The following is a 20,370-nucleotide window of genomic DNA, read 5'->3' as shown; positions in this document are numbered from 1 at the left end:
TTTTGGGAATATTATTCCCTTTGTTTGCAGAAGTACCTCCCAAAGTAGGGAACACACCTGATACCAAACAAGACGGAGGAGAAGTGGGGAACAAAACCTCTGTTCCTTTGGAAGATCGTGAAGATAATAAAACTCGGATGGATATCTTCAACCAAGTGTATGAACACAGGTTGATGTTACGCGGTGGATGGGGGATTGGAAAATTATCTCCTGCCATCTTAAATGAAACAGGCCCTGCTTGGTTCCAAAACTCAGTTTTTCGTCAAATCACAGAACCTGGTGCCCCACTTTCTGTCCCTTACAAACCAGCCAAAGACCTCGGACTCAATTCACAATTTTGGGACATTCGGTACGGTTATAAAAATAAATTTGAAGTTCAGTTTGCAGAAGACACTTCGCTCGGTGTCTATAGCCGCGATCTACCGGCTTCCAATAACTTCATTTCTCCAAGAACGGATACTTACTGGGCCAGTTCCTTTGAAGGAAACCGACTTCTCCGATTCGAAGGTGTGAGCCAACATTTACGTTTTTCTTATACCCATCCTTTTTCCAAAATTTTAATGGTAGGCCCTTCGATCAACTTCCACCGTTATACGGAAAGAAATAATATTTCTTATGGTTCCTATTCTACAAGTAGACCGGAAGCCCCCATTCCCAACAAAGCCACTTGGTCGATCGGTGGTGATGCAAACGCTGAATATTCGATGAAAGGAATTTTACCTGGAATTTTTGCCAAGTTCAAACTTCGTGATTGGTGGGAACTTCGGGCTCGTTTGGAACTTTTAGATAGAAAAGGAAACTTTTCGGTGTTAGGTTCTCAAATCATCCAAGAATCATTTACCGACGGAAGTTCCCAATTCAATGCCGTGGCTCCAGCTTATGGCGGAAAGGTAAGAGATAAGGGAACCATTTTTAATCTCGAAACTTCATTTCAATATTGTCGGTTTAGTTTGGACATTGGGATGATCCGCCAAGACGTCAGAAGAACCTATGATAGTTATCTTGGTGATACCATTGGAAATGTTCCTAGGAGTGATTATTCGGCAAGAAGTGTTTATATTGGATTTTCAGAAATGTCCAGTTCTATCAAACATACGGTTACGGAATTTTATATTATGCCGGGTGTTTCTTTCTACTACGACGCCGATAAAATTTACTAACCTCTAGTTCCCTTATGGATTTGTAGAGCCATCCTTCAGAAATCCATAAGAAAGGAGAGACCAAGGTCTCTCTATTTAAAAATGTTTGATTTTTCTTTCCATCCAGACAATCTAAAAGATGTGCCGTATTTAATCTTTATCAGTTTTTTCCTTATGATCGCTTGTGGAAATTCGTCCGACCAGACAGACAAAAACCAAGTGGAATCAAAAAGTTCTCATGATACCAAAAGAATCATTTATTTTGGAGATTCACTCACAGCAGGGTATGGGCTTCCCGATTTTGAAGATGCTTGGCCCCATGTCCTTACCAAAAAAATAAGTGCAGAGGGATACTCCTACCAAATGACGAATGCAGGAGTTTCCGGGGATACAACGAGCGGAGGCCTTGGACGTTTGGAATGGGTTTTAGCAGAAAAACCAACCATCTTTGTACTCGAGTTAGGTGCCAACGATATGTTGCGTGGGATTAATCCTTCAGTAACAAAAGAAAATTTACGTTCTATGATTCGCCAAATCAAATCTCAATACCCAAACACCAAGATATTGTTAGTTGGAATGTACGCCACTCCCAATATGGGGAAAAAATTTGCGAAAGAGTTTAATTCGATTTATCCGGATCTTTCCAAGGAAGAAGATGTTCCGCTAGTTCCGTTTATTTTAGAAAAAGTGGCATCCATTCGTAAACTCAACCAAAAGGATGGAATTCATCCAACAGAAGCGGGTCACAAGCTCGTTGCGGACACAGTGTACCCGTATCTCAAACCATTACTTGTAAAATAAGATCCTGGAGTTAAGAATGACAAGTCCATTCCCCATCCCGAGTTTTGCTGAAAGATGCAAAGTATCGGCAAAACAATCATTTGGTGCTTCCTTTTCCCATCCCTTTGTTCTTGCCCTTGCCGATGGATCGTTAGATCCAAAGATCTTTCGCTTTTACCAAATCCAAGATGCTAAGTATTTAGAATCTTTTTCGGATGCTTGTGCCATCCTTTCTACAAAGGTCACAGATCCTGAAGATAAACTTTGGCTGATTGATGCGGCAAGGATGGCCCTCGTTGTGGAAAGCCAACTTCACATGGGATATGGAAAGACACTGGGTTATGATGCAAAATCCATTGCCGAAACAGAACCAACGCCCAACAATTTAGCGTACCAAAACCATATGATTGCCTCCGTTGTCAAAGGGTCGGTAGTAGAAGGATTTGCGGCCATTGCTCCTTGTCCTTGGCTTTATATTGATCTTGGCCAACATCTACTCAAAGAAAAAGGAAAGATTCCAGAAGACCATCCTTACGCCTCTTGGTTACTTATGTATTCCGATCCAGGGTTCAATGAATATATGACTGGTCTTTTGTCTCGTTTGCAAAAATATGCAGACCTTGCGGATGAAGATTCTAAAAAACGGGCAGTGGCCGCTTTCCAACAAAGTTGTAATTACGAATGGATGTTTTGGGAACAAGCCTGGACGGAACAAAGTTGGCCTTCTCGTTAAATAGCGGTTAGTTGGATTTGAGGTCTGTCTGTAAAATCAATCGGGAGGCCTCCGATTTCCCTTTGGTCTCAGATTTTCCCATGTAATTTCCGACTTTTTTCCTTGCCGATTTTCCGTTTTTTAATCAACTTACGGTTGATATACGGCCCTGTATTTACTTTGTGATACTTTTTCTGGGTGAATCGCCCAAGATTCCGAAATGGGAATTTGACGACTTGGGCCTAGGTCGGTTAAATTTTTCGTTCGAATGAAAACATCGACCTTTTCAAGATTGCCATTTCCTTCTGCCCAGATACGAATTTTCCCATTTTCTTGGATTAATTCTTCGACTCTTGTACCTAAATAAATTCGGACATTCATAAATCCATTTTCGTCTGTGTCGAAGTCGGAATAGGCAATATGTCCAGATAAAATTCCTGTTTTGGCAGATTGGTTAAAATACGTTTTTGTTTCCCAAATCCCATTTTGATTTTCATCAGTCCATTCCACTAACTTTTGTGTTTCAGGTCCAAACCACAGTCTACGTACTGGCCGTTTTGTTTTAGGGTCTCTCCATTCGTTAAACAGAGGAAAGGTTTTTGATTGATCTTTTAAATCACCATAAATCCAAGCAAGATCGTGATAGAGACCTTCCTCTTCTTTGGTAGCTAGGAAAAATCCAAGTCCTAAGTCTTTCCATTGGATGATGGCTTGGTTTTTTACTTCTGTCAATTGTATAGGAGAACAAGAGATGGAAAGACAGGATAAAATGAAGGTTATAACATTTTTCATATAGATGGAGATTTAGAACAAAATGGTTTAGGTAAAATTAAAAAACCGGCCACGAAGGTGACCGGTTTCCTTAAACTTAAACTATCAAAGATTCTTTAGAACTCAGAATTAAGAGTTGCACACTTTGAAGTTGCAGGTTGCGCAGAACCGTAAGTACAAGATGATAAAGCTACTTTAGTTGGTGGAGTGGAAGTTAAAGCGTCAGCAGCTGCTTGGTTTAAAGCTTTTAAAGCAGTTACACAAGCAGCAACACCTGCGTTACCAGCCGTTGAAATTGCTGTAACAAAAAACATCTCATCTAAACTTGCAGGAGAGGTCGCAGCAATTTGTGCATCAGTTCTTCCAGCAGCTTTTAGTGTGTTAGTAGATTCAGTCACAAGGTTTCCTATAGAGAATGCTCTTTGTTTCTCAACACTTGCTGCAAAAGTAGCATCATCAGTGTTGTTAGTGTTTGTGATGAGTGTGTTAACGCTGTTGTTAAAAGCAGTTGTTACTGCATCACAAGAAGAACCGGCTTTTGTAAAAAAAGCAACAACGTTTGTTTTTTGCGTATTGTAGCTTGCTTCTACTTCTGCTTTTGTTGAGTTAATTTTACAACCACCTTTTGGAACTGAATTTAGGGATGCTGAGTAAGAAGTTGTACTGTTTCTAGTAACAATCGCACAGTTACCACTTAATTGGTCATTTGCATAAAGTAAAAGTGCAAGTACAGGAGTGTTGTCTTTTTCTTCTTTTGGAGTGCAATTTGCAAAAACCGTAGCTACGAAAAGTAGAGGGAGTAGGATGGATGTTGTTTTTTTCATTCGTGTTCTCTTATGGATTTTTATCACTGGTTACCAGCGGATACCAGTTAGTTGCAGATTTGAAGACCGCGTCAAGCGAATTTGTTTTGAATTGTTAAATTTTTTTAGAAAATTAATATATTTTAATGTTATTTCGTATATACAGGTATTATGCGGTACAGTAGAATTAATCTAAGATTTTTAAAACTACTCAACTGACTTTTGTGGGAAATAACCTTACGAAATGTCTTGTTGGTGATGAATTTAGTTGTGTAGATGTGAAATAACGGGTATTTGATGGGGGTAAAAAGAGAAAAGTAGCGATTTTTATTGTACAGAAATTTCTAATATAAAGAATTGCTAATGAGTCAAAGAATCTTTCTAAGAAGTTAGTCTTTTTCTTTCAGGTGGATTGAAGTTCCTCAACCTTCCTTTGGAAATTCCCCAAAACCTATTTTTAAGAAGAAAAATGAAGTCTGTTTGATGGTGAATTGTTAGACCAAATTCTTTTTTCGAAATTTCGGGAACCCGATTTTGGCTCTTCCCCTAGGTTTTCCTCTATCATTTCCGACTTTTTTCCTTGCCGATTTGCTTAGATTCCAAATGATGGTTTCACAAACCTTCTGCGGGAATAGCTCAGCGGTAGAGCATCTCCTTGCCAAGGAGAGGGTCGCGGGTTCAAGTCCCGTTTCCCGCTAATGAAGGTACGCTTCTTTTTCTTTCCACTACACTCTCTTTATTTACACTGGATATAATACGATGGAATTTACGGCAAAAAAAAATAACAACGCAACTTGTGACCTCAGCATTCAATTTAGCGCTGAAGAAGTCCGCACTGCCTACTCTAAGGCTTACAAAAATGCATCCGAAAAAGTAAAAATCCCCGGTTTTCGCCCCGGTAAAGCACCTCTGAATATGGTCGAAAAAGTTCTTGGTGATTCCGTTATGGATGATGCTGCCAACATTATGCTGAACCAAGCAATGGCAGACCTATTTGATAAATTGGAACACAAACCAATCCGCCTGCCTCAATTCCAAATGGAAACATTTGATAAAAATACTGGTGCCAAAGCCAAAGCTACTTACGACACCAAACCAGAAGTCACCTTACCAAAGTTAAAGAAGATCAAAATCCAACCGAAAGAAATTAAAATTTCTGACGCGGACATCCAAAAAGAATTGGAAGGGATCCAAAAAAACATGGCTCGCAATACTCTTAAAGAAGAGGGAGAACCTGTTGAATCCGCTGACCTTCTAGAAATCAATTATAAGTTCAAAGAAACCGACAAAGAATATCCTGAACAAGGCCAAGTCGGAAAATTCCAAATGGGTGCTCCCCAAAACCCTCCCGGTTTTGAAACCAACCTGCTTGGGATGAAGTTGAATGAAACAAAAGAGTTTTCTTTCACTTACCCAGACTCTTACCCACAATCGCCAGAGTCTGCTGGTAAAACCATTGTTTACACTGTGACAGTTTCTGCTGTTTACAAAGTGACATATCCAGAAATCAACGATGACTTTGCATCCGAGGTGGATGGTTCTGCCAACTTACAAGAGTTAAAAGAAAAAACCAAAAAACAATTACTCGATATTTTTGGAAACGCACTCACAAAACGTGCAACAGATGATGCTTATAACGAAATCATCAAAGAATCCAAATTCATCATTCCTGAGTCTTTAATTTACGAAGAAACAGAAACCGTTTTCCAAAACTTTATGCGTGAATTTGGCCTTCCCGTTTCTTCCCTTGCAGACTACGCAAAACGTTTGAACAAGGAAGAAAATGAAGTTCGCGAATCTTTCTCAAAAGCGGCTGAAAAACGCATCCAAACCTACATTTTGAAGCAGAAAATCGCGGAAGACCACAAAATCCAGATTTCTGACGAAGAAGTGGAGGCCGGATACGAAAAAGAGGCAACTCAGCAAGGAATTACTGCCGAAACTCTGAAAAAAGAAGTCCAAAAACAAAAGGCGGAAACCTTCTACCGTGACAAATTCCTGTTTGATAAAATCGACGAGTTTGTATACGCTGAGGTAGAAAAGAAGTCGCCTAAGACTATTTCAACGGAAGAAGCTGAGAAAATTCTCAGCGGGAAAGAAGAGTAAACTATGTCAACATTTATTCCAAACGTTTCAGAACAAACAAGTCGCGGCATAATCACCAGTGATGTGTATTCCAGACTGCTTCGGGATCGTATTATATTTTTAGGTGCTGGTATTGACGACACCTATGCAAATGCTGTTTCTGCTCAACTTTTGTTTTTAGAAGCGGAAAATCCGGACCGAGACATCTATCTCTACATCAATAGCCCTGGTGGTTATGTGAGTTCTGGTCTTGCCATTTATGATACAATGCAGCTTGTTAAACCTGAGGTAAGAACTCTTTGTATTGGACAGGCGTCCTCTATGGCGGCACTTCTCCTTGCGGGTGGGGCAAAAGGAAAACGTTCTGCACTTCCGAATTCTCGAATTATGTTACACCAACCTTATGGCGGAGCAGGCGGACAAGCTTCCGATATTGAAATTTCTGCCAAAGAAATTATCAAGACTAAGGACAAATTGATCGAACTTTATGGTAAACACATCGGAAAACCTGCCGACCAAATCCGAAAAGACACCGAAAGAAATTTCTTTATGAGTGCTGAGGAAGCCAAAGAGTATGGCATCATCGACAACGTGATCTTAGAACGCAAACAGATGTTACAAACTTAAAAAAGGGGACTTTCGCCATGACCAAACGTCCAAGCCAAACGGGTAATTCCAGAGAAAAATTACATTGTTCTTTCTGCGGAAAGGCCCAAGACGAAGTAAGAAGGCTTGTCGCTGGTCCTGGTGTTTATATCTGTGATGAGTGTATTTCATTATGTAATGAAATCATCGCAGAAGAACCGCAAGGTGGTGAAAAAACTGCCATTGTTGGTGACATCCCAAAACCAACCGAAATCAAAAAAATCTTAGACCAGTATGTAATTGGACAAGAACAAGCAAAAAAAGCTTTGGCTGTTGCTGTTTACAATCACTACAAAAGAATCTTCCATAACGAACGTAAGGCGGGAGATGTGGAATTGGAAAAATCCAATATCATGCTCATTGGCCCTACTGGATCTGGAAAAACACTCCTCGCACAAACACTCGCTCGCATTTTAAAAGTTCCTTTTGCCATCGTTGATGCAACGGCACTGACAGAAGCCGGGTATGTGGGAGAAGATGTCGAAAACATCATCCTCAAACTCATCCAAAATGCAGACAACGATGTCAAACGTGCCGAGATGGGAATCATCTATATCGACGAAATCGATAAAATTTCCCGTAAGTCGGATTCTGCCTCCATCACTCGTGATGTGAGTGGAGAAGGTGTACAACAAGCCCTCTTAAAAATCATTGAAGGGACTGTTGCCAATGTGCCACCACAAGGTGGGCGCAAACACCCACACCAAGAATACATTCCTGTAGAAACCAAAAACATCCTCTTTATTTGTGGGGGAGCGTTTGTGGGCCTCAGTGACATCATCAAACAACGAGTTGGTGTTAAATCAATTGGTTTCCATTCCAATGAAATCGTAAACGACAAGGGTCGCAAAATTGAAGAAGGGGAATCGATGGTTCACCATGTGATCCCTGATGACCTAATGAAATTTGGACTCATCCCAGAGTTTATTGGACGACTTCCGATCATTGCCACTCTCGATGAATTAACAATCGATAGTTTGAAATCTATTTTTACAGAACCAAAAAATTCCCTTCTCAAACAATACCAAAAGATGTTTGATATTGAGAACGTAAAACTCAAGTTCACAGAAGCTGCCATCGAAGCCATTGCCCAAACGGCAATTAAACGGGAAAGTGGAGCTCGTGGACTTCGGGCCATCGTCGAAGAGATTATGATGGAACTCATGTTCCAAATTCCTTCTCGTAAGGATGTTTTGGAAGTGGTAGTGACGGATGAAACAGTTCTGAAAAAAGATGCTCCCATCACGATCTTAAAAGGTGATATCGAAAAAATCGCCTAGGGTTTAAAAATACAATTTCTGGATTTTAAATCTTAAATTTTGGATTTAGAGAAACGATAAAAAACCTATCTTATCGATAGGTTTTTCTTTTTTAGGAGTAACTTGTGATAGATTTCAAGTCACCAAAAACCAGATTCCAGAAAGTCTCTCTACTTTCAAAGATTCGATTCCAAGTATTGTTTGTTTCATTTGCCGTTGGGTTTTCTTTTTCCCATTGCCAAATAGGAAAAGTTACGGAGTCTACTACCGCTCCCACTAACCAAACGCAGACTCCATTACCTCTTACATCATCCAGGCATTTAGAGTGGATTAAAATCAAAGAAACTGTTTGGATCCATCGCAGTTTTGGAGAATTTGGTGGCCAAGTGTATTCTGCCAATGGCCTTGTGATCCTCACAAACAAAGGAGCTGTGGTGATTGACACTCCTTGGACGGAATCCCAAACAGAAGAATTATTTTCTGAAGTCAAGGCTACGTTCCAAAAAGATATTTTGTTTCTCGTTGTGACACATGCACATGACGACCGTATGGCGGGAGTTTCCCTTTTCCAAAATAAAAACATCCCAGTTTATAGTACATCCTTAACGGCAAAACTTGCAAAGGAAAGAGGATTGGGAAAAACAAATCCGGTCCTAGACATCCAAACAAGGTTACCTGCCGGAAATCAGTCGATAGAAGTATTTTTCCCAGGCCATGGGCATTCGGCAGACAATATTGTAGTTTGGCTTCCTGAAACTCATATCCTCTTTGGGGGATGTTTAGTTAAGGCACTGGATGCAAAGGACCTCGGGAATGTAAAGGAAGCCGATATGAATCAATGGCCAAATTCTGTGAAAAGGGTTTTGTCTCGTTATCCAGATGCAGAGGTAGTGGTTCCAGGGCACGGTGACTGGGGGAAGTTGGATCTACTCCGCCATACGATTCGTTTACTTGTTTCGCCGAACAACTAAAATAGAAAGTTTTTCCATGGGGTTTGTAAGGTTTCTTTCTGCCCCGAGAGCACTCATCTTTTTGGCAATGGCAAGTAACATCTGCCTAGAAGAGCTTGGTTTTAAGTCCAAAAGATAATCTACAAATTCTTCCATAATTTCAAAGGATGTGAGTCCGAACTGGGTGAGAGTTCTATCGCTGGCCCAAACCAAATAATCTCCAATTTCGATTCCATCAGCTATGGAGAGTGGGTGTTTGTGGTTGGGATACCAATGGTCATCTCCACTCCCTTCAATCACTTGGATTCCATGATCAGAAAATTGAAAGATGGGCATGTCCATATAATGTAAAAAAGACATTTTATCTTCTTTGTTTTGGATCCCAAAAGCAGAGATTTTTAATTTTAAAAAAGTAAATTGGTGAAGAGCAGATTCTAATTTTTCTAAAATTTCTTCAGTAGTAAAAAGCCCATCTCCAAAAGAAGAAATCGTTCCATGAATGAATACTTTTTCCGAAGATTCTAAAATTCCAGGTTCCATATGTCCGGCAAGGATTCCAAAAATTCCATCTTTTGCTCTGACAATTCGTATGTAGTCCGCTCCCGCATAACGCATAACAGATGGGAAAACGGCAACATCAAATCCGGGAATTTTTGGAATATGGATATCTGGGATTTGTTTGTTAACGGATGCAGCTTGGTTGGTTTTCCAATCAAATTTGTTTTCGAATTGTTCTTCTCCAAGACTTTCATCTCCTTGGAGGAGGGTAAAACGAACAGATTTATAAATTTTATATTCTTCTGTATCTTTTTTTAAATTTCGAATGTCTTTTGGTAGTTCATCATCTTGGATATGAGCAATGACATGAAGAATGTATTGATATAGAAAACCTAAAAAATAATAGGTCAAAAATCCCATCAGTAAGGAAAATACGAACGAAGAGTAAATCCCCACCAAGCTGAAGTTAAGTGCATTTTCTCCCTTTGGATTTTGCCAATGAGTGAAGGCAAATTCTGCGAGTAAAAAATGAATAAAAAAGAAAAGAAAACTAATGATACCTAGTAGTACAGGAAGTTTAACTCGAAAACTCATTTGCGGTCTGTTGTTTCCAATACTTTCATGATGATGGCAGAAAGAAAGAATAGAAAACTAAGAGGAACAAGTAACATTAACATAGAAAATACATCTGGGCCTGGAGATAAAACGGCTGAAACAACGGCGATGATGAGAACTGCCTCTCTCCATCTAGAAATCAAAAACCTGGAAGATAGAATTCCAATCCTACCAAGTAAGATGAGGACAATGGGCAATTGAAATGAAGCACCAAACACTAGGTGCAAATTAAAAAACAAATCATAATATTCGTCAATCGGTAAATAAGGATCCACTCCGTCTGGTCGAAGGATCACAAGGAAAACCCTTAAGAAGTTTTCAAAGACGGTGAACCAACAAAGGGCCAGTCCCGACCAAAAGAGTAGGGTGGAAAATAGGATGATGAACTTTCCCCATTTTTCTGTCCTCGTATCCACTGCCGGAGCAATGAACCCCCAAAGGATGTATAAAAGAAATGGCAAAGAAACAAGAACCGATAAGATAAAAGACGTTTTGAGATAGATGAGAAACGGCGCCATCAGTTGGATCTGAAAAAAATGCGCGTCGGGGCCTAGGACTGATTTGTAAGGTTGGATGAGGAAGGTATGGATCTCACTCCCAAAATACAAAGTACCCGTCATAAAGACAGAGACCACTAAAATGGAATAAATCAGTCTTTGGCGGAGTTCTTCTAAATGATCCCCCAGGGACATGAATTTTTCCCTGGTTTCGGAATCCTCCGGTAATGGAAGTGCGGTTCTTTTTTTCCCGGCCAAGGTTTAAGTCTTATGCTTTTTTCTTTTTTCCAGATTTGGAAGCGTTTGAAGAAGCGGACTTTGGTTCTTCTTGTGGGAAACTCGTTTGGGATGGTTCGTCTTCTTGTCCAGTTAAGGACTTACGAAATTCTTTGATTCCAGAACCCAAATCTTTGGCAAGGCTTGGAAGGCGTTTTCCGCCAAAAAAAAGTAACGCTAAGAAGACGATGAGTGCAATCTCCCACGGTCCCAAATTAAAAAAAGCAATAGGTGCTTGAAAAGAAAACGGATTGGATGGCATATTTCCCTCTTAAGGCAAGAGTTATGCAAACGAATCTAGAAGCAAGCGGAATGATAGAATTCTTTAAGGTCTTGCCCAATCTATTTTCCGGTGGAGTGTATTTAACAGATCCAAAAACCGGCCAAATTTTATTTTCGAACGATTTTTTTAAAAACAATTTGGGATGTCATAAAACCACTGGGGAGTGTTTGGAGTCCGAACTTTTGACATGGGTTGCCGAAGAAGACAAAATTAATTTTCGAGAACAGTTTCTTTCCCCAAACAAACATTCTGATCGGGATACCATCACTGGTGATTACCGATTCCTGATGCCGAATGAAGTTCTTGTTCGTTGGTTTCAATTCGAAAAGAAAAAAGTAAACATTCCTAATATAGATTCAGATTTACAAATTGTTTTTGTTCGGGATGTAACGAATGAAAAAACAAATGAAATCAATATTGTGGAACAAATCCAATTTTTTCTCGGGCTTTTTGAGAATGCATCTGTTGGGATGGCATTACAAGATTGGGAAGGTGGATACTTTCGCATCAATCCTCGGTTTACAGAAATCACTGGATATAGTTTTCAAAACTTAACTGATCTCAATATCAAACGAATTAAAGGGGAACCAATCTCAGAAGAAGAGATGGAATACTTTGGTTTTTTTAAAGAAGGGGCCGAAGAGTCAAGGCTGACAAGAAAGGATGGCAGACGGATCAATGTGTATCGAAGGATTAGTGCATTTCGTAACTCACAAGGAAAACCAGATTTTTATTATGTATTTTTGGATGATGTCACTGAGAAAAAACAATTAGAATCTTATCAGTTGCATTCACAGAAAATGGAAACTATTGGAAGTTTAGCTACCAATATTGCCCACGACTTAAACAATTATCTACAACCCATTCACGTATTTTCTCAGTTAGGTGAAGAACAGATTCAGTCGGGAGAGTTCAATACAAATCGTATTTTAGAATATTTGGGTAAAATCCGGATGGGAGCAGATAATGCTCGTTCCATGATCCATAGGATCATTAAATATTCTAAGGTAAAAGATGAAAATTCTGCCGCCAAGGTGGAAATTTCATCTGTGATTGAATCTGCCATACCACTCGTGAATGCGGGTTTACCAAAGAATGTAGAAGCACAATTTGATTTTTATAAATCACCTTTATTTACAAAACTCGATGCTGTTCGGTTTTCGAAAATCCTTTGTGAGTTAACTTCGGGTGGACTTCTGGTTTGGGATGACCGCAAACGTGGGATGGTTCGAATCCAAACTTCCCCAGCAGATGAATTTAAATTTTTGGTTTCTATGGAGTTTACTGGCCTTTCCTTACCTAGTCTTTCTGGACTGAATACACTTGATTTTGTAAACTTTGGTGATGAAGAATTCCAATGGGCAGGAATGCACCTAATCAATCGTTATGTGAAAAACTGGGGTGGTGAGTTTTTTATTGAAAAACCGGAACCAATGACAGTGGTCATCCATATTTTTCTTCCTTTGGAAGAAGGACAGATGGTTTCTGGAGTAACAAAACCTCATTCGGGCAATGATCCTAAAGATGTTTGGTATGAAATTTCTAAAAAAGAAATCTGGGTTGTGGAAGATGATGATGCCGCAAGTGAGGCTATAAGTTTTGTATTATCACAGAAAAATGTGATCCCAAAGGTGTTTCGAAGTGCTTCCATTGCTTTGGAAACATTAAAAACCGAGGTTCCTGATTTTATTTTGTCAGACTATCGGATGCGAGAAATGAATGGGTTAAACCTCATTCGTAAAATCAAAAAGATCAATCCGAATCTTTCGGCAGTTTTATATACGGGGAATATGGATGGGTTGGATTCTGAAGAGTTAGACAACGAAGGGATACTAGTTCGATCCAAACCAATATCCATCGATGAACTTTATGAAACGATTTTGTTATCGTTTGGGTTTCTTTGATTTCGATTTAGGGGCTTCTTCTGCTCCCGTACTATCTTTGACAAACTGAATGATTTCTTTTTCAATGAGTTCTTTGTCAGTTTTTACATACTTCGAAAGTAAGACATGGGAACCATTTTCAATTTTTAAAAGTTTGTTTTTAGGATTTGGATTGGATCCCGATTGGATCAAATCGTAAACCTTTAACATAGCAGGAACAGATGCCACAAAGTCATGTTCTCTTTCTGATTTATAGTAATACATAAGTAAGGTGGGAGCCACAATATTTGGATAAGGATTTGTTTTATCTACAAATCGTTTTAGATCTAAAATATTTTTGATGGCCCCGTAATACTGATCAAAATACCAATATTTGGAAGATTCATCTTTAGGATCTGTTTTAGAAATTCGCATCTCACCTTTGATTGCATTGATAAACGAATTTCCCCAATGGAAACGAAAGATATGAGCACTCGGGTCATCAAAATCATAAAATGGAGAAGCAAGAACAAGTGCATCCACAAGGTCGGGATGTTTGGCGGCTAAATAGGATGCAATGTTTCCACCCATACTGGTTCCAATAAGAACTGTTTTTTCGCCCAGTTCTCTTGCATAAATCAAACTATCTTCTGCATCTTGTAGATAGTTTTGGAATCCTGTATTTAGGTGATCTTCTGGATTGGTTCCATGTCCTGGCAATCGTAAGTAATAAGTGTTGGCACCGAAGTATTCGGAAAGTTTGTTTGTGACTTCTTCTCCTTCGCCACGGCTTGCACCAAATCCATGAATGTAAACAATGACAATGGGAGTTTTTTCTTCCGAAACTCGGACGAGTAATTCTTCGTTATTGGGTTTAACATTTTCTTTGGTGCTGATACTCAATTCGTTTTGGTAGAAGGCGTCAAAATTTTCGAATTTACGAGAGGAATCATAATTGTATTCACCGGTAGACCAGTTGTAAGTGGATACTAGGAATGAAGAAAGAATGAGAGTGATGGCAATCACCCATTTGATTATTATTCTCATCGAGGTTCTCTTGTTACGAAAGATAAATATAACAAATGCAGGAATTCTGTTACTAATTCAAGTCAATTTGTTTGTTTTCTGTCACAAACCGCCGGGTGCCATCCAACTTTGGACGACACCTGTCCCGGAAGTAGCAAAAACTGCCGCGGTCTATGGTGAAATCAGGAATCCTTTTGCCAGTTCTGTAGAGATTCAAACCATAGTCAGTGAGAATTACCAATCAGTTGAGTTTCATGAAACAACTATTGATGAAACAAGTCAAATTGCACGTATGCGTAAGGTGGAATATCCCATTCCCTTACAAGCTACCGAAACCATCCTACTCACGAGGTCAGGAAAACATTTGATGTTATACGATAAATTAAAACAATCGGGAGATTTAAAATTGGAAATCCATTTTTCTAACGGTGAAAAACGAACTGTTGTTGTGGAGAAAAAAACATTATGATTCAAAAATTAATCTTAAACGTAGTTGTATTGTCCTTTTTATTTGGCTGTGGTTCTAGTTTTGAGTTCACCGAACTTCCGATTGGTGGGAATATCGAAGCGATCGACAAAGCAGGAAATCCCGTTTCTTTCAAATCGATGCAAGAGCCGGTATTACTTGTATTTTTTGGTTATACTTATTGCCCAGATTTTTGTCCCAATACACTCGCAAAAATCAAAACTGCTATTGAGCCGTTAACCAACGAAGAAAAAACAAAATTCAAAGTGGTTTTTATCTCAGTAGATCCTGTTCGTGATTCCCCAGAAACAACTACTAAATATGTAAGATTTTATTTAGAACAATCCATTGGGCTTTCATTTTCGCAAAGCACAACCAATCAAATTCTAAAACAATATGCTGCTTATGTTGAAAAAACGGAAGATGGCCAAAGTTTTGACCATTCCACTTATATTTATGTTTTGGACAGGAATCGGAAAACTCGAAAACTTATCAAGTCTACCGATTCCAAAGAAGTGATTACGAAGTCCATACAGTTGTTAAGCGGCAATTCCGTTGAGTCTAAGTAAAGCATCAATATCAGGATCTTTTCCATAAAAATCTCGGAAAAGATCCATCGCATTTCCAGATCCACCTTTTTCTAAAACAGTTTTTCTAAAATGCGCTGCATGATCTAAGTCAAAGACCCCTCGATCCACAAACGAATAATAGGCGTTTGCTGAAAGTAGTTCAGCCCATTTATAAGAATAATATCCTGCGGCATACCCGCCTGCAAAAATATGGGTGAAGGAATTTTGAAATTTGTTATAGTTTGGTGGAGTAAAAACAGATATTTCTTTTCTCACTTGATCCAAAATTTCCTGCACTCTTGTTTCGTTTGGTTTTTCCTTGTGGATCAACATATCAAATTTTGCAAATTCTAATTGTCTAACCACTCCCATGGCTGACATAAAGTTTTTGGCTTTGACCATAGTTTCGATATAAGAATTGGGAATTGGTTCTTTGGTTTCATAGTGTTTTGCGAAAAGTTCTAGAACTTTTGGTTCGTAAGCAAAGTTTTCTAAAAACTGAGAAGGGAATTCGACGGCATCCCATTCCACACCGTTCACACCACTCACAAAGGCTTCATTCACACGAGAGAGTAGGTGGTGGAGGGCATGACCCAGTTCATGGAATAGAGTGACCACATCGCTTGGTCGGAGTAACGAAGGTTGTGATTTTGTGGCTTTTGGAAAACTAGCAACAACGAAGGCAACAGGAAGTTCCGTTTTCCCTGTTTCGTCTTGGAAGTGTGGTTTCCAATTGTGCATCCAAGCACCGCCTTTTTTTTCAGTTCGCATTTCTAAATCTAAATACAAACGAGATCTGGTTTCCCCTTCTACCACTAGGTCATAACAAAGAACAGAGGGTTCCCAAACGGGAGTGTTTACTTGTTTGAATTCCACACCTAATAGTTTTTGAAGGAATACAAACGTTCCGTTGATCACAGTTTCTTTTTCTAAATAAGGGCGATAGATTTCTTCATCATAAGAAAAAGATTCTTTTTTTAATTTTTCCGAATAGAAGGTGAGATCCCAAGGTTCGAGATCTGTTTGCCCTAATTTTTTAGCAAAACTTTTGATTTCGTTTAGTTCTTGTTTGGCGATTGGTTTCGCTTTCACCGCAAGATGGTCTAAAAATTCGATGACTTGTTCGGGGCTGTTTGCTACTTTTGTAGCCAAACTTAAATGCGAAAAAGTAGGAAACCCAAGAAGTTTTGCTTCCTTATCACGGATTTCTAAAATTTCTTCCATCAGTTTCCCATTTTCAGGAGCCCTTGTGCAGTACCCGTCATAGAGTTTTTTTCGAATATCTCTATTTTCACCATAAGTCATATAAGCGATGTAAGATGGAAAATGTAATGTGAATTTATAAGTGCCATCTTCTTGTTTTGCCGATATTTTTTCACTTTCAGGAAGGCCTTTTACTTCTTCTTCGGAAAGGTAAATGGCAAAAGCATTGGTTGCATTCAAAACATTTTGAGAGAATTGATTGGAGAGGTCTGATAAACGAATGCGAAGTTGTTTGAGTGCTTCTTTTGTTTCTTTATCGAGTCCCACTCCGGACAAACGGAAATCACGGATTTCGTTTTCTAATACTTTCGATGCTTCGTGGTTTAAGTTTTTCTCTGAGTTTTGGATTTTTAAAAAGGCAGAAAATATTTCTTCGTTTTGTCCAAGGTCGGTGTAATACTCGCTAAGGATTGGTAAAAGTCGACTATAGATAGTTTGGCTCTCTTCATTGTTTTTTACGGAATTGAGGTGAGAGATTTCTGTGACTAGGTCTCCTAGCTCTGTTTGGATTCTTTGGTAGGGTTTGACAAAGTTTTGAAATGTTGGTTTTTCTATTTGTAATAGAGTTTTGATAAATTCTTTGTTGGACTCCATTTTTTCTAAAATGGCAGATTCTTTTTTAGGAAGATTTTCAGAATGAAATTCAGGAAACATAATGGCCTCTAATGATTTAGACTCGATTTCAATTGGTTCTTCACCAATATGGTGGTAGAGGGAAAGGATGCCACCGGAAAAAAGTAAAATTGTTTTCTTTGATGGGGTTTGTCATTTGTGTATGGGTTCCGTTCAGTTTCTTCTGAAAAGGAACCGAAAAGAAAATCTATATTTTTCGGCAATTGGTTCTGAGGTTTTTTGTTCTCTCATCCCCAAGGATATGGTTCCAAAACTTCCCGATAGCATTCTCTATTGGAAAGAAGGCAAATTGTATATGGAATCTGATGCCATTTTGCAATTGATTCGTGAGTTAAAGTTTCCCTGGTTTTTACTATTTGGATTGATTCTGATCCCTCGTTTTTTACGAAATTTCGTTTATCGATGGATCGCCAAACATCGATATTCCTGGTTTGGGAAAGCTGAGGTTTGTATGATGCCAACACCAAACCTCAGGAAACGTTTTTTAGATTAAGGTGTCCTTGCCTTGATTAGTCTTAGGTTTAAATATTTATTTCTGTCATAGGCATAAACAGACAACAAATCGCTGGCACTTTCCCAACCAAAACCCATTCCTTTCCAAATTTGAAAATCCGATTCGGAGATAAGAATATATCCTTCTGTTTTGGGGAGGTCTTCCCAAGTGATTTCTTTGATTGGTCTATGATAGTAAAAAGCAAAACTAGGAATCCCGTGAGCACCAAAGGAATGTAAGGTTACATTTTCTGGTACGATTGATTGAACCTGATTTGCAATTTTTTTTGTATCCATACGAATCTCTGAAAATTTTGGGAAAATAACAAAAGATAAAACGGCAATCATTAACAAAGCCACTGTGATGTAGATTCGATACATATAAATTTGATTATGTTTTCTTGATAGTTGGTCACCGAGAAGGATGGAAAGAATTGGATAAGCCGAAAGTGGATAGGAGGGAAGTTTACTTGCTAATCCTTCATAAAAGATCCAAGAAAAAAAAAGTCCGAGTAACAAAAAACGTTTTGAAGTAAAGGAATAATCTTCTTTCTTCCAATTCCATAGGAAAAGATGTTTTGAGATTCCTATGCCGCTTGTTTTGAGTAAGGCAATCAGTTTCCACCCATTTTCGTAAAGAAAGGAAAGATAAATTCGAGTCCACGGAAAAATGGTCACTACAAATAACATGAGATAGGTGCCTGGTGGGCCTGATTGTCCAAAAACTGGGTCAGTTGCCCTACGAAAAATATACCAGTCCAACATCCACCTGATGAGTTCCCCTTTGTCTTTTTGCCAAGATAAATAACCCCAAACAAAAAGTGGGAGTAATGCGACCGGTAACCATAAAAACGGATTCAGTTTCCAAACTTGTGATCTGATTTGGTTTATGCTAAGAAGTAATACGCAGGTGCCGCCAAGAAAGATTAGGATAGGTGGACCTTTGACAAGAACTCCTAAACTTACGGAAAACCAAAATAAAAATACAAAACGTTTTTTGTTAAATTTGATCCAATGGTAAAGAGAAACAAATCCACTCATTCCGAAAAAAACTAATAGGGAATCGACGAGGGCAATTTTTCCATTCAAAGGGAAATACAAAGAAAAACTTAAGATACTGAAAGCATAAAGTGCTGTCCTTGAGCCGTACATAACGTTTGTCAGATGGTATGTGAGTAAACTCGTTCCTAAAATACAAAGGGCTGGAAAAAGTCGAAGAACCCATTCGGAAACACCAATATTTTGAAAGAAAAAAGAAGTGATCCAAAAATGAAGAGGTGGTTTTCTATGGGGAGTGGAGTAAGGAAAATCCATACTTAAATAATCCCCTGTTTCCATCATAGAACGAGAAAACCCTGCATAAGCAGCTTCGTCCTGGTCTACAAGGGGAGAAGAATTCCCATAAAATAAAAATATAATCAATATTAAGACCAGGGTTAGAAAGGTGCGATGGACGGATAAGGATTTCACAGTCTCAAAGACAGAAAACCCCATCTAGTTTGTCAAAGCAGAAAAGAATCTTCTGTTTTGTATTCATTTTGTAACAAATCTGGAATCAAAATGGAAAAAAAGATCTATAAGGTTTACCTATGCTTTTTAACGTTCCTGGGCCCATTGTTGATGAGGACAAACAAACGGTTCTACGTCCTTCCTTATGGAAGTATCGTTATTTGTTTGTATTTCTGTCCTTACTGGGTATTCTTACAATTTACCAGCTATCAGTTGTTTTACTCCTTAGGAAATCGATCGATTTACCCACTTCCCCCTTCCAAGGTACGAAACTTACCAATCCCTATCAAAATTGGAAGGGAGAGGGACAAGAAAAGATCTCCTTACATGCACATTCCGATGAGGTTTGGTTCACTCCCGAAAGACATACTATCTCCGAAATCCAATCAGAATACAAAAGAGAAGGTTTTTCTAACGTAGCCATCACTGATTACGGACAAGTAACTGAGAAAGAAAACTCAGATTACATTCGTGGATTTGAATGGGGACAAAATATAAAAAAACGACACCTACTTTCGATTGGAATCAAAAAGTCATTTTATGATTATTTCCCGGTCTATGCATCTCGTGAAAATCTAAACTGGGTAATGGATCGAATGAAAAAGTTGGGTGGTTATGTAATCATCCCTCATCCAAAATTATTTGATTCATTTTCAAAAGAAGAAATGTCATCTATCGGTGGTTTTCAAGCAATCGAAGTATATTCTCCGTTTGGTGATGATACAAAAATTTTAGATACACTCTTAAGCCAAGGACGGAATGTCCACTGTATGGCAAGTGATGACTTACATTATTTTCCGGAAACCTCCATCAAAAGTTTTGACCAACCTACTTGGAAAAATATCATCCAAACTTTGGGAAACCAAAGAGGTCGCAAAGGAGAAAGTTTCCTAAGATATATCGTGACTGCGGAAGGAAAAAGGGATCAGACTTCCGTTTTGGATTCATTACAATCCGGATCATTCTATTGTGTTAAAAAATTCTTCCAAGGTGCTGAGGATCCAAAAGTTCCAAGGATCCAAGTAAATCAAAACAATACAGTAGAATTGAATTCGAAAGAAAGGTATTTAGAAATTCGTTTTATTGGCCAAATGGGTGAAGTTTTACAAGTAAACCCTGATACAAACCAAGCTAGTTATGAGTTCAAAGAAAAGGACTCTTATGTGCGGTTGGAGATGATTGCTTTGACAGGATCTGTTCTCTCCAACGCCATTTACAGAAATCAATAATCTAAAAG

At 38.8% G+C, this 20,370-nt stretch carries 20 protein-coding genes and 1 tRNA gene; 13 read left to right on the top strand and 8 right to left on the bottom strand.

The window, feature by feature from the left end:
- Window positions 1–20 precede the first annotated feature (20 nt).
- The 3 genes from EHQ16_RS01220 to EHQ16_RS01210 all read left to right on the top strand — a co-directional run bounded on the left by EHQ16_RS01220 (window position 21) and on the right by EHQ16_RS01210 (window position 2,652).
- Entirely contained in the window at window positions 21–1,160 is a 1,140-nt protein-coding gene (locus EHQ16_RS01220; RefSeq protein WP_244241870.1) for a hypothetical protein, read from the top strand.
- Between the two features lie 120 nt (window positions 1,161–1,280).
- On the top strand, window positions 1,281–1,940 hold the full coding sequence (locus EHQ16_RS01215; protein ID WP_135637368.1) for an arylesterase: 660 nt from the start codon (window positions 1,281–1,283) through the stop codon (window positions 1,938–1,940).
- A gap of 16 nt (window positions 1,941–1,956) precedes the next feature.
- Window positions 1,957–2,652 carry a TenA family protein gene (locus tag EHQ16_RS01210; RefSeq protein ID WP_135637097.1) on the top strand — a complete coding sequence of 232 codons (696 nt, stop codon included), beginning with the start codon at window positions 1,957–1,959 and terminating at the stop codon, window positions 2,650–2,652.
- Window positions 2,653–2,781: 129 nt separating this feature from the next.
- On the opposite strand, the gene lsa25.6 is transcribed toward EHQ16_RS01210, so the two are convergent.
- Together lsa25.6 and EHQ16_RS01200 are read right to left on the bottom strand one after the other, a co-directional pair.
- On the bottom strand, window positions 2,782–3,423 hold the full coding sequence (gene lsa25.6, locus EHQ16_RS01205) for an Lsa25.6 family adhesin (RefSeq protein ID WP_135637099.1): 642 nt from the start codon (window positions 3,421–3,423) through the stop codon (window positions 2,782–2,784).
- A 95-nt stretch (window positions 3,424–3,518) separates the two neighbouring features.
- Window positions 3,519–4,226 (bottom strand): hypothetical protein, encoded by a 708-nt coding sequence (locus EHQ16_RS01200; RefSeq protein WP_135637101.1) that lies wholly within the window; start codon window positions 4,224–4,226, stop codon window positions 3,519–3,521.
- Between the two features lie 604 nt (window positions 4,227–4,830).
- Between EHQ16_RS01200 and EHQ16_RS01195 the strand changes: the two genes are divergently transcribed.
- The 5 genes from EHQ16_RS01195 to bla all read left to right on the top strand — a co-directional run bounded on the left by EHQ16_RS01195 (window position 4,831) and on the right by bla (window position 9,165).
- Window positions 4,831–4,902 (top strand) — tRNA-Gly (locus EHQ16_RS01195).
- A gap of 62 nt (window positions 4,903–4,964) precedes the next feature.
- Window positions 4,965–6,311 (top strand): trigger factor, encoded by a 1,347-nt coding sequence (tig, locus tag EHQ16_RS01190; protein WP_135637103.1) that lies wholly within the window; start codon window positions 4,965–4,967, stop codon window positions 6,309–6,311.
- 3 nt (window positions 6,312–6,314) lie between these two features.
- On the top strand, window positions 6,315–6,917 hold the full coding sequence (locus tag EHQ16_RS01185; RefSeq protein ID WP_135600131.1) for an ATP-dependent Clp protease proteolytic subunit: 603 nt from the start codon (window positions 6,315–6,317) through the stop codon (window positions 6,915–6,917).
- A 17-nt stretch (window positions 6,918–6,934) separates the two neighbouring features.
- Window positions 6,935–8,215, top strand: coding sequence for an ATP-dependent Clp protease ATP-binding subunit ClpX (clpX, locus tag EHQ16_RS01180; protein ID WP_135637105.1), 1,281 nt, complete (start codon window positions 6,935–6,937; stop codon window positions 8,213–8,215).
- 104 nt (window positions 8,216–8,319) lie between these two features.
- Entirely contained in the window at window positions 8,320–9,165 is an 846-nt protein-coding gene (bla, locus tag EHQ16_RS01175) for a subclass B1 metallo-beta-lactamase (protein ID WP_244241868.1), read from the top strand.
- Here bla and rktP read toward each other — a convergent pair.
- The 3 genes from rktP to EHQ16_RS01160 all read right to left on the bottom strand — a co-directional run bounded on the left by rktP (window position 9,142) and on the right by EHQ16_RS01160 (window position 11,292).
- Window positions 9,142–10,236 (bottom strand): Arg-Lys translocation region protein phosphatase RktP, encoded by a 1,095-nt coding sequence (gene rktP, locus EHQ16_RS01170; protein ID WP_135637107.1) that lies wholly within the window; start codon window positions 10,234–10,236, stop codon window positions 9,142–9,144. The genes bla and rktP overlap by 24 nt on opposite strands.
- A complete protein-coding gene (tatC, locus tag EHQ16_RS01165) occupies window positions 10,233–10,949 on the bottom strand; it encodes a twin-arginine translocase subunit TatC (RefSeq protein ID WP_135637109.1) in 717 nt (238 codons plus the stop codon). The genes rktP and tatC overlap by 4 nt, the downstream gene beginning before the upstream one ends.
- Window positions 10,950–11,022: 73 nt before the next feature.
- Complete coding sequence (locus EHQ16_RS01160) at window positions 11,023–11,292, bottom strand: Sec-independent protein translocase subunit TatA/TatB (protein WP_135637111.1); 270 nt, start codon at window positions 11,290–11,292, stop codon at window positions 11,023–11,025.
- Window positions 11,293–11,315: 23 nt separating this feature from the next.
- Here EHQ16_RS01160 and EHQ16_RS01155 point away from each other — a divergent pair, with 23 nt between their 5' ends.
- Window positions 11,316–13,217 (top strand): PAS domain S-box protein, encoded by a 1,902-nt coding sequence (locus tag EHQ16_RS01155; protein ID WP_135637113.1) that lies wholly within the window; start codon window positions 11,316–11,318, stop codon window positions 13,215–13,217.
- Here the strand turns inward: EHQ16_RS01155 and EHQ16_RS01150 are convergent.
- Complete coding sequence (locus EHQ16_RS01150) at window positions 13,197–14,222, bottom strand: alpha/beta hydrolase (RefSeq protein ID WP_135637115.1); 1,026 nt, start codon at window positions 14,220–14,222, stop codon at window positions 13,197–13,199. The two genes, EHQ16_RS01155 and EHQ16_RS01150, sit on opposite strands and share 21 nt — an antisense overlap.
- Before the next feature lie 10 nt (window positions 14,223–14,232).
- Here EHQ16_RS01150 and EHQ16_RS01145 point away from each other — a divergent pair, with 10 nt between their 5' ends.
- Together EHQ16_RS01145 and EHQ16_RS01140 are read left to right on the top strand one after the other, a co-directional pair.
- Complete coding sequence (locus tag EHQ16_RS01145) at window positions 14,233–14,670, top strand: copper chaperone PCu(A)C (RefSeq protein WP_244241867.1); 438 nt, start codon at window positions 14,233–14,235, stop codon at window positions 14,668–14,670.
- A complete protein-coding gene (locus EHQ16_RS01140) occupies window positions 14,667–15,236 on the top strand; it encodes an SCO family protein (protein ID WP_135637119.1) in 570 nt (189 codons plus the stop codon). Before EHQ16_RS01145 ends, EHQ16_RS01140 begins: the two co-directional genes overlap by 4 nt.
- Here the strand turns inward: EHQ16_RS01140 and EHQ16_RS01135 are convergent.
- Window positions 15,207–17,153, bottom strand: a complete 1,947-nt coding sequence (locus tag EHQ16_RS01135) for a M3 family metallopeptidase (protein WP_135637121.1) — start codon at window positions 17,151–17,153, stop codon at window positions 15,207–15,209. The two genes, EHQ16_RS01140 and EHQ16_RS01135, sit on opposite strands and share 30 nt — an antisense overlap.
- Window positions 17,154–17,220: 67 nt before the next feature.
- On the opposite strand from EHQ16_RS01135, the gene EHQ16_RS01130 reads away from it, so the two are divergent.
- Window positions 17,221–17,625, top strand: a complete 405-nt coding sequence (locus tag EHQ16_RS01130) for a thiol-disulfide oxidoreductase DCC family protein (protein WP_135637123.1) — start codon at window positions 17,221–17,223, stop codon at window positions 17,623–17,625.
- Here EHQ16_RS01130 and EHQ16_RS01125 read toward each other — a convergent pair.
- Window positions 17,622–19,094, bottom strand: a complete 1,473-nt coding sequence (locus EHQ16_RS01125; RefSeq protein WP_244241866.1) for an ArnT family glycosyltransferase — start codon at window positions 19,092–19,094, stop codon at window positions 17,622–17,624. The two genes, EHQ16_RS01130 and EHQ16_RS01125, sit on opposite strands and share 4 nt — an antisense overlap.
- A 119-nt stretch (window positions 19,095–19,213) precedes the next feature.
- On the opposite strand from EHQ16_RS01125, the gene EHQ16_RS01120 reads away from it, so the two are divergent.
- Window positions 19,214–20,362, top strand: coding sequence for a phosphoesterase (locus EHQ16_RS01120; RefSeq protein WP_135637127.1), 1,149 nt, complete (start codon window positions 19,214–19,216; stop codon window positions 20,360–20,362).
- Window positions 20,363–20,370: the final 8 nt, after the last annotated feature.

It is taken from the genome of Leptospira kanakyensis, from assembly GCF_004769235.1.
In the GTDB taxonomy this organism is placed as follows: domain Bacteria; phylum Spirochaetota; class Leptospiria; order Leptospirales; family Leptospiraceae; genus Leptospira_A; species Leptospira_A kanakyensis.
This window is presented reverse-complemented; position numbering and strand designations above follow the sequence as displayed.

Excerpts from the sequence above, each read along its gene's own strand:
- EHQ16_RS01130 (WP_135637123.1), top strand. The coding sequence starts at position 17,221 with ATGCCACCGGAAAAAAGTAAAATTGTTTTCTTTGATGGGGTTTGTCAT.
- clpX (WP_135637105.1), top strand. The coding sequence starts at position 6,935 with ATGACCAAACGTCCAAGCCAAACGGGTAATTCCAGAGAAAAATTACAT.
- EHQ16_RS01120 (WP_135637127.1), top strand. The coding sequence starts at position 19,214 with ATGCTTTTTAACGTTCCTGGGCCCATTGTTGATGAGGACAAACAAACG.
- EHQ16_RS01155 (WP_135637113.1), top strand. The coding sequence starts at position 11,316 with ATGCAAACGAATCTAGAAGCAAGCGGAATGATAGAATTCTTTAAGGTC.
- lsa25.6 (WP_135637099.1), bottom strand. The coding sequence starts at position 3,423 with ATGAAAAATGTTATAACCTTCATTTTATCCTGTCTTTCCATCTCTTGT.
- EHQ16_RS01150 (WP_135637115.1), bottom strand. The coding sequence starts at position 14,222 with ATGAGAATAATAATCAAATGGGTGATTGCCATCACTCTCATTCTTTCT.
- EHQ16_RS01185 (WP_135600131.1), top strand. The coding sequence starts at position 6,315 with ATGTCAACATTTATTCCAAACGTTTCAGAACAAACAAGTCGCGGCATA.
- EHQ16_RS01200 (WP_135637101.1), bottom strand. The coding sequence starts at position 4,226 with ATGAAAAAAACAACATCCATCCTACTCCCTCTACTTTTCGTAGCTACG.
- EHQ16_RS01140 (WP_135637119.1), top strand. The coding sequence starts at position 14,667 with ATGATTCAAAAATTAATCTTAAACGTAGTTGTATTGTCCTTTTTATTT.
- tatC (WP_135637109.1), bottom strand. The coding sequence starts at position 10,949 with ATGTCCCTGGGGGATCATTTAGAAGAACTCCGCCAAAGACTGATTTAT.
- EHQ16_RS01135 (WP_135637121.1), bottom strand. The coding sequence starts at position 17,153 with ATGTTTCCTGAATTTCATTCTGAAAATCTTCCTAAAAAAGAATCTGCC.
- rktP (WP_135637107.1), bottom strand. The coding sequence starts at position 10,236 with ATGAGTTTTCGAGTTAAACTTCCTGTACTACTAGGTATCATTAGTTTT.
- EHQ16_RS01160 (WP_135637111.1), bottom strand. The coding sequence starts at position 11,292 with ATGCCATCCAATCCGTTTTCTTTTCAAGCACCTATTGCTTTTTTTAAT.
- EHQ16_RS01210 (WP_135637097.1), top strand. The coding sequence starts at position 1,957 with ATGACAAGTCCATTCCCCATCCCGAGTTTTGCTGAAAGATGCAAAGTA.
- tig (WP_135637103.1), top strand. The coding sequence starts at position 4,965 with ATGGAATTTACGGCAAAAAAAAATAACAACGCAACTTGTGACCTCAGC.